The sequence below is a fragment of the Rhizobium nepotum 39/7 genome (assembly GCF_000949865.1).
GTDB lineage: Bacteria > Pseudomonadota > Alphaproteobacteria > Rhizobiales > Rhizobiaceae > Agrobacterium > Agrobacterium nepotum.
Window position 1 is genome coordinate 1 of sequence record NZ_JWJH01000057.1, and the last position, 6,462, is coordinate 6,462.

Annotated in this window: 9 protein-coding genes and 2 pseudogenes; 5 read left to right on the forward strand and 6 right to left on the reverse strand. The window is 55.3% G+C overall.

Features of this window, described 5'->3' with window-relative positions:
- On the reverse strand, nucleotides 1-175 hold a 175-nt coding region (locus RS75_RS26080), incomplete at its 3' end, for an AbiEi antitoxin N-terminal domain-containing protein (protein WP_200893670.1).
- 398 nt (nucleotides 176-573) lie between these two features.
- On the opposite strand from RS75_RS26080, the pseudogene RS75_RS24690 reads away from it, so the two are divergent.
- Together RS75_RS24690 and RS75_RS24695 are read left to right on the forward strand one after the other, a co-directional pair.
- Nucleotides 574-869, forward strand: a pseudogene (locus RS75_RS24690) (type II toxin-antitoxin system RelE/ParE family toxin).
- Entirely contained in the window at nucleotides 862-1,155 is a 294-nt protein-coding gene (locus RS75_RS24695) for an addiction module antidote protein (RefSeq protein ID WP_045025243.1), read from the forward strand. The pseudogene RS75_RS24690 and the gene RS75_RS24695 overlap by 8 nt, the downstream one beginning before the upstream one ends.
- Before the next feature lie 385 nt (nucleotides 1,156-1,540).
- On the opposite strand, the gene RS75_RS24705 is transcribed toward RS75_RS24695, so the two are convergent.
- From RS75_RS24705 to RS75_RS24725, 5 genes are all read right to left on the reverse strand, one after another.
- Complete coding sequence (locus tag RS75_RS24705; RefSeq protein WP_045025245.1) at nucleotides 1,541-1,963, reverse strand: type II toxin-antitoxin system VapC family toxin; 423 nt, start codon at nucleotides 1,961-1,963, stop codon at nucleotides 1,541-1,543.
- Entirely contained in the window at nucleotides 1,960-2,214 is a 255-nt protein-coding gene (locus tag RS75_RS24710; RefSeq protein WP_045025246.1) for a type II toxin-antitoxin system Phd/YefM family antitoxin, read from the reverse strand. The genes RS75_RS24705 and RS75_RS24710 overlap by 4 nt, the downstream gene beginning before the upstream one ends.
- Before the next feature lie 329 nt (nucleotides 2,215-2,543).
- Nucleotides 2,544-2,960 carry a hypothetical protein gene (locus RS75_RS24715; protein ID WP_045025247.1) on the reverse strand — a complete coding sequence of 139 codons (417 nt, stop codon included), beginning with the start codon at nucleotides 2,958-2,960 and terminating at the stop codon, nucleotides 2,544-2,546.
- Complete coding sequence (locus tag RS75_RS24720; RefSeq protein ID WP_013760952.1) at nucleotides 2,957-3,223, reverse strand: type II toxin-antitoxin system prevent-host-death family antitoxin; 267 nt, start codon at nucleotides 3,221-3,223, stop codon at nucleotides 2,957-2,959. Before RS75_RS24720 ends, RS75_RS24715 begins: the two co-directional genes overlap by 4 nt.
- Before the next feature lie 260 nt (nucleotides 3,224-3,483).
- Entirely contained in the window at nucleotides 3,484-3,753 is a 270-nt protein-coding gene (locus tag RS75_RS24725) for a helix-turn-helix domain-containing protein (RefSeq protein WP_045025248.1), read from the reverse strand.
- A gap of 361 nt (nucleotides 3,754-4,114) precedes the next feature.
- Between RS75_RS24725 and RS75_RS27515 the strand changes: the two are divergent.
- The 3 genes and pseudogenes from RS75_RS27515 to RS75_RS24735 all read left to right on the forward strand — a co-directional run.
- Nucleotides 4,115-4,210, forward strand: a pseudogene (locus RS75_RS27515) (helix-turn-helix domain-containing protein); the annotation flags it as partial.
- Between the two features lie 256 nt (nucleotides 4,211-4,466).
- Entirely contained in the window at nucleotides 4,467-5,795 is a 1,329-nt protein-coding gene (locus RS75_RS24730) for a type II toxin-antitoxin system HipA family toxin (RefSeq protein WP_045025249.1), read from the forward strand.
- A 14-nt stretch (nucleotides 5,796-5,809) separates the two neighbouring features.
- Nucleotides 5,810-6,085 (forward strand): helix-turn-helix transcriptional regulator, encoded by a 276-nt coding sequence (locus tag RS75_RS24735; protein ID WP_045025250.1) that lies wholly within the window; start codon nucleotides 5,810-5,812, stop codon nucleotides 6,083-6,085.
- Nucleotides 6,086-6,462 lie beyond the last annotated feature (377 nt).

The following is a 6,462-nucleotide window of genomic DNA, read 5'->3' on the forward strand; positions in this document are numbered from 1 at the left end:
CGCGCGGCCTTTTGTAGACGCTACGCACCGGCTGTTCCAGCCAGCCGGCCTTGACGTAGTAGGCGCGCAAATTGCTGGCGATACCGCGCTCTTGCAGCCAAGCGGCATCCACGACCAGCCCTTCGGGAAGGTCTTTCTCAAGCCGGTTTAACAGTGATGTAGATCGCTCAGTCATGCTGAGTATATTAAATGACTCTCAAACCATTTTCAAGTTTGAAAAATATTCCAAATACTCAACCAAACTGAGCAAAAGCGACAGATGGCAATCCTCTACCTGAGTGAGGCACAGCAACACCTGCTGCGGTAAGCCATCAAAGGGATCCTGTCGGATCTGATATTGATGCCGGACAACGGCAAGCTCGCGTTGGCAAACGCCGTGGTGTCACGGTAGACCGCCTCGGTAAGCCGCCAACACCGCGAGATGCTGGTCGTGGACGTCGCTGCCCGGCCGAGTGGGGCGCTCCTGCCTGCTACGTTCGAGTCGGACAAGCGTGGCCAGCTACGCTTTTTTTAAGGTCATCAATTCTCCTCTAAAACTTGCAATAGTGTAGTTTATAGACTACGGTACATCTCATGATCGAGCTAAAGCAGACGGCGGTTTTCGCCAGATGGAAACCCGTCTAAGGGACAAACGAGCGAGGACTGTCATTGCGGCGCGATTGATGCGGCTGGCTGAAGGCTTGCCGGGAGACGTCGAGCCGGTTGGTGAAGGCGTCAGTGAATTGCGAATACACTATGGCCCCGGCTATCGCGTCTACTTTCAGAGACGGGGCAATGTTCTCATCGTGCTTTTATGCGGGGGATCGCAAGCCCGTGATATTGCCGCCGCGCATAAACTTGCCAGGGAATGGAGCAAAAAAGATGACTGAAAAACTGACCACCTATGATCCTGCTGCCGCTTTGGTCGATGATGAAGAAATCGCCGCGTTCATGGCCGACGCCTTCGAAACCGGCGATGCAGCCTATGTTGCAAAGGCGCTCGGCGTCGTCGCGCGTGCTAAAGGGATGACCGAAATCTCGCGCAAAACAGGCCTGTCTCGCGAACAGCTTTACCGATCGTTCAGCGAGCGCGGTAACCCAACGCTCAAAACGACGTTGGCCGTTATGAGAGCACTCGGTGTTGACTTGACCGCCAAGGCCCATGCCGCGCAGTAACACGGTGGTCCGCATACGTGCGGCAAAAACAAGCTACTGACAAAGCATCCGCTCACCTGATCCTTCCGCATCGAGCGGCAGGACCAGGCGCGAGGGGCTCCCGGAAACCGAAGTCGGAATACGTCCAGTCCTGCGCCGGCAAGTCATCACAATCATACCGATAAAATCGGCCATCAGGATCAAAAGGTTCAGCATTGTCTCTCGTTGCGACAACGGCAAGCGTTTTGCCTGACCTCGCATATGCTCTCGTAAAATCGATAGGCAGCCTGGTTTTCAGTCGAGATTCAAGTCGTCGCAACAGCTATATTGGAAAAAGTAACCCTCGCGGCAGAATTCGGACACCGGAGTGTTCGGCAGAGGGATACGCATGACTGTATTTCAAAAATCAGCCCTGCCAAGGATCGACAACGATCGCGCCGGTGCCATCGAAATCCCGTACGTTGCGCGTAACAACGGTCAGGTTGTGAACGAGCGCGGTCGAGGCGATCAAGGCATCGGCCTCGTTGCGACGGTCCGGAATATGCAGATGGGCGCATCGTGTTGCCACTGCATCATCGACGGCAAGAATACGGCCCTCGAATTCAGGGCGGACACGGTCATCCATCCATTTCCGCAGGAGAGCTCCCTGGGACCCATCACGGCGCTGAAGGCTCAATATGCCGCGCTCAATCTCAAGGATCGTGATCGCAGAAACAAACAGATCACTCGAATCCTGCGCACTGACCCAGCGGATAACATTTGCGTCCGCCTTGCCGTCGCCGACCTTGCGCAGCTCGGAAACAACGTTCGTGTCGAGCAGGTACTTCAAGACAGATCGATCTCGCGGGTTACGATCTCTGCTCTCGGGGTATTCAGTTCAATCGTGGACAGTCCGGTCATTGACAGGGCATCAACCAGATTGCGGCGCTTTCCGGTGAGGCGCTCGAACTCGCTGTATGTCATCAACACATGCGATGGCTTGCCGCGATCGGTAATGATCACAGGTCCCGCCTGGGCGGCTTTCTTCGCCTTGCTGACGTCATGATTGACCTCGCGGCTGGAAAAACTTGTCATACGCATACCAAGCCTCCATGTAGGTACATGCCTACATATAACCCGCATCCAGTTTGACTGCAACACTCACATCACCAGGGCATCAGGCGCGTCCGCGGTATTGGTCTCCGTTGCTATCCCGTTGACCGTCACCCTCTTATGGGCGGTAGTGCACCGGACTTCGCTTCTGCACGGGACCGCGGTTCACACGGTAATCCCACCAAGCCCCTAGCGCGAACATCGGTGGTCTGACTGCTGAAGACCTCGCCACCAAAGTCTCTACAAGCGCCCCCTGCCTGTCAGAGATCGAAAGCGAAAAAAACAGCCTCGCCGTTGCGCGAACATCACCCGGTAATTTATCGGGCGCGGTAAACCTCGCTGGACGACCGACGACGCGCAATAAACTCCCGAAGGACGGGGAGAAAAAAAGCTTTGCTGAACCGCCCAACAGGTGGCTCCGGCTGCAGATAGAAAGAATGCCCGATAATGTCGCTGTTATACTCGTCCAGAATGATCCAAAGCCGCATATCTGCATCAAGACCGGCCCGGCGCTTTTCAATCGCTGGAACCTCAATGACAAAACGATCAGTTTCCGGCTGCTTTGTCGTGATGGGAAAGAAAAGAACCATGTCGCCGTCCGGACGGGCCAGCCTCACCCCGACAACAACGGGTCGACCCTTCCGACCTTCGGTTTCACCGCGGGAAGCCTCTCGACTCCACAGATAAGGGTAGCGGATTACGACTGCAGTATCGATCTCATCGAAACCGCTCACCGAACCATCTCTTCCGTTTCCGCATAAGCCTCAACTGCCGCCTCAAACTCGTCCAGCAAAGCGTCAGACATGTTATCAATAGTGCCAACCGCACGCAGATCAGACTGCCGCATCAAACGTTCATAATCCTCAATATTAAGAAGGACCAGACGAGGCTTGTTGCGCTGGGTGATCGTCACCGGATGACGAAGTGCCTCAGCGATAATATCACCGGACTTCCTGGAAAGATCACTCGTCGTGTAAGAATTACCTGAGCTTGCCATCGATCGTACTCCCGTCTTGCGTCGCGACGATAACACAGCCACATAGAAAAATCCATAAAATACAGCAATCCTGTAAATGCTGTATTGATTGCGTTAGTGACCTATCACCGCATTTATTGAATCTCAGCCTGCGACACCGGAAAGGCCGCGCGGCGTGCTTCCCACCCCGCATCGTAGTCCAGTCTCCATTCGCCTTCAAAAGTCAGACAGGCGACAGGCAAGGTCTCGTAAAAGCAAGGTCTCGCAAAAGATGGTCGTCATCAATCGGCACCGAATGTCGGGAGGAAGCTGAGGTCATCGTCCAGCGTCGATGGAGCAGCCTGAACGGTCCTGAGATCGCCGATCTCGATGCCGACGGTGCGCGCCACGATCAGCGCCTTTTCGAGCTGGCAGCTCGGTTTGCCGGATTCAAGCTCGACGATGAAGCGTTCACCCGTTCCGGAACGGGCAGCAAGCCCGGTTTGCGTCCAGCCAGGAGCTTTGCGTTTCTCCCTGATAGCGGCGCCGAAATCGCGTGCGGACCTGAACATCGTCAACCTCCATCGAATGACTTACCGTACAGGAAGATTACCAGAAGATCAGCACATTACTTCCCGATCGGTAAGCTTCCGTCCTCATTGCATCAAATCATCCTGATCGGGAGGTTTTTGGAACCTCGCGCGGCAGGAAACAACGCCATTGAGATCTTCGTACCGCCTGTGGCCCATCGACCTGATATGCAGATCTGAATTCCCGTCGCAAGCGGCATAATACCGATATCCGGATTATGCCGACATCTGCCCGGATGAACCGGAAGCGGTCGCCTCCGGCTCACTGGTCCCGCCATAATCAGAGGGGTTTGAGGAAGGCGTAACCTGTCGTCCGGCCGATATCTTCCCGGATTTTCAGCCCCGCGCATCCGAAGTGCTGAACAAAAAGCGCGCCCTCACGGTCGATTGCCTCGTTGAGCCTTATCATCTTGCTGCGTCGGAACTTAAATACGCCTGACGGGGCCGACGTGTCTCTCACTGGAAATCGCAGAACAATTCTCTTCTACGGAGGGCATCCTGCCGGCCACGCCAGCTTCGGGCCGCTTGGCCACTTTGGAACCAGGCAAGCTGCCCTGGACCGTATTGGGCGAAATTTTCAGGACCGGCGGCGGCCTGATCAGGAACGATCTACGGGGTGAATCAAATATCGTACCATTAAAATGGGTTGATTAACTTGAATATTGGATTTATTGTCCCATCAAAGGGATCAATAAATGCGTTTTACCATTCAAACCCATTTTGACGACGCGTGGCATCAGGCCGCCACACTCGAACTGCGGGAGGACGCAGCCGGTTATCGTGGTGCGTCAATCGTCGATTACGATCTCGACTACTTTGTAGCACACGCATCAATGGACTACGCAGCCGGAAACGCCGTTTGCGATTATCGCGCCCTTTCCGTCCAGCATCCAGTCGATCTCGAAAGTCGGTACAGAACGACCTGGCCACCATTCCTTCTTGATCTGATGCCGCAGGGACATGCACGCAGGAAGCTGGCCGAACACCTCGGCCTGGGTGAAGACGCTCGCGGCTCGGACCTCCCGCTACTTCTGCGATCAGCTACCGGTGGCATAGGCAATATCCGACTTAAGGAAGCTGCTGACGCGGAAGTGACACGGCTAAAAGGAGTGCAGCGCCAGGGCGTCACGGAAGCCGAAATTCTTGAACGGTCGGACCACTTCATGGAAGTCGCCGACCGCTTCGCGATGCTCGCCTCGGGTTCGAGCGGCCTGCAGGGCGAATGGCCGAAAGTCTCCATGACCCAGGCGGCCGACGGCCTCTATTATCCCGACAGCTTCGTGACTGACGATGAAGCCGTGCGCCATGTTATCGTCAAGCTCGTGCGCAGCAGTGATCCTTCCGACCGGATGATTCTTGAAGGAGAAGCGCTCTATTCGCGGATCGCTCAGGAGATAGGACTGAATGTCGCCGAACCATCGGTCTACGCTGAGGGGGTGCTGATCATCCCCCGCTTTGACCGGAAGCGGAGCGAAACCGGTAAAACCGTGCGACTGGGCCAGGAAAGCCTGGTGGCAACGATCGGTGTTGCGGAATTCGATTACATCGGCACGCACGAGGCTTACATCGACAGCCTTCGCAGATATTCTGCCGATCCTGCTGCAGATACAGTTGAATATCTGAAGCGTGACATAGCCAGTCTGGCGCTTGGCAACCCCGACAACCATGGCCGGAATTCGGCCCTGAGCAAACATGAAGACGGCACTGTCCGGCTGTCTCCTCTTTTTGACTTTGCACCCATGAGGCTCGCCAAAGAAGGTATTATCCGCTCTACCCGCTGGGCAATGATGCGGGATGCTGGCCGCGATCATCTGCCTGACTGGAAAAATATCTGCACCGGTCTTTTTCCGGACATCGATGCGCAGCTAACAGTATCCACTGCGCTTTCCGAATTCGCAGAACGTCTCCGGCAGGCACCCCGTATTGCGAAGAGCATGGGAGCGTCGCCCGAAATCGTTGAACGAGCGATGAGCCGCTGCGCGGAAATCACGCAGAGCGTTCAGACCTCCCTGTCACAGAACTGAGCAAGGGCCACGCCATGTCACGGTGGAAAAAACCTGACAAAGAAGAAATACTGCAAAATCGTCGCGACCTTGCCGAGCGTGCACGCCTTGGCGAATTACGCCTTCCTGCCGCAGCGGTGGAGATCCGCAAGGGCCTCGGGATGACACAGGAGGAGTTTGCGACCATGTTGTCATTGACCAGGCGTCAGGTTGCCGAAATCGAAACTGGTGCAGCAAACCCGACACTCGAGACGCTCGAAAAAATCGGGCGGTTGTTTGGGTTCAGCGTCGGCTTCGTGCCCCGGGCATGATGGAACCTCAGACCCGCACCTGCATAACTGAACATGCCGGCAATTGCGCCGGCAATCACAGCTGACCTCATGATCAACTTTCAAAATCAAGTGCAGGCTTTTGATAAATAACAGTTTAATATGAAAATAATCATCGAATGGCGGATTTCCACTGATGCGTTGTCCTGATGCACCGGCACTACAGCAGCGCCTCAAAAATCAGGCCTTCAACTTCTCTTTGCCGGCCCTGCGTTGACGCCCGCCGGCCAACCTGGCAACCTCAGGCCATGACCCTGACCAACAGTTTCATTGCCGAACTCGTCCGTGACGCCAACAGGCTCGATCACCTCGACGCCTCGCAGAAATGTCAATCAGCACTGAACATTCACCCCTTTTAC

Bases quoted from the DNA above. Each gene is read 5' to 3' on its own strand.
- RS75_RS24695 (WP_045025243.1), top strand. From the start codon at position 862: ATGACTGAAAAACTGACCACCTATGATCCTGCTGCCGCTTTGGTCGAT.
- RS75_RS24710 (WP_045025246.1), bottom strand. From the start codon at position 2,214: ATGCGTATGACAAGTTTTTCCAGCCGCGAGGTCAATCATGACGTCAGC.
- RS75_RS24720 (WP_013760952.1), bottom strand. From the start codon at position 3,223: ATGGCAAGCTCAGGTAATTCTTACACGACGAGTGATCTTTCCAGGAAG.
- RS75_RS24725 (WP_045025248.1), bottom strand. From the start codon at position 3,753: ATGTTCAGGTCCGCACGCGATTTCGGCGCCGCTATCAGGGAGAAACGC.
- RS75_RS24730 (WP_045025249.1), top strand. From the start codon at position 4,467: ATGCGTTTTACCATTCAAACCCATTTTGACGACGCGTGGCATCAGGCC.
- RS75_RS24735 (WP_045025250.1), top strand. From the start codon at position 5,810: ATGTCACGGTGGAAAAAACCTGACAAAGAAGAAATACTGCAAAATCGT.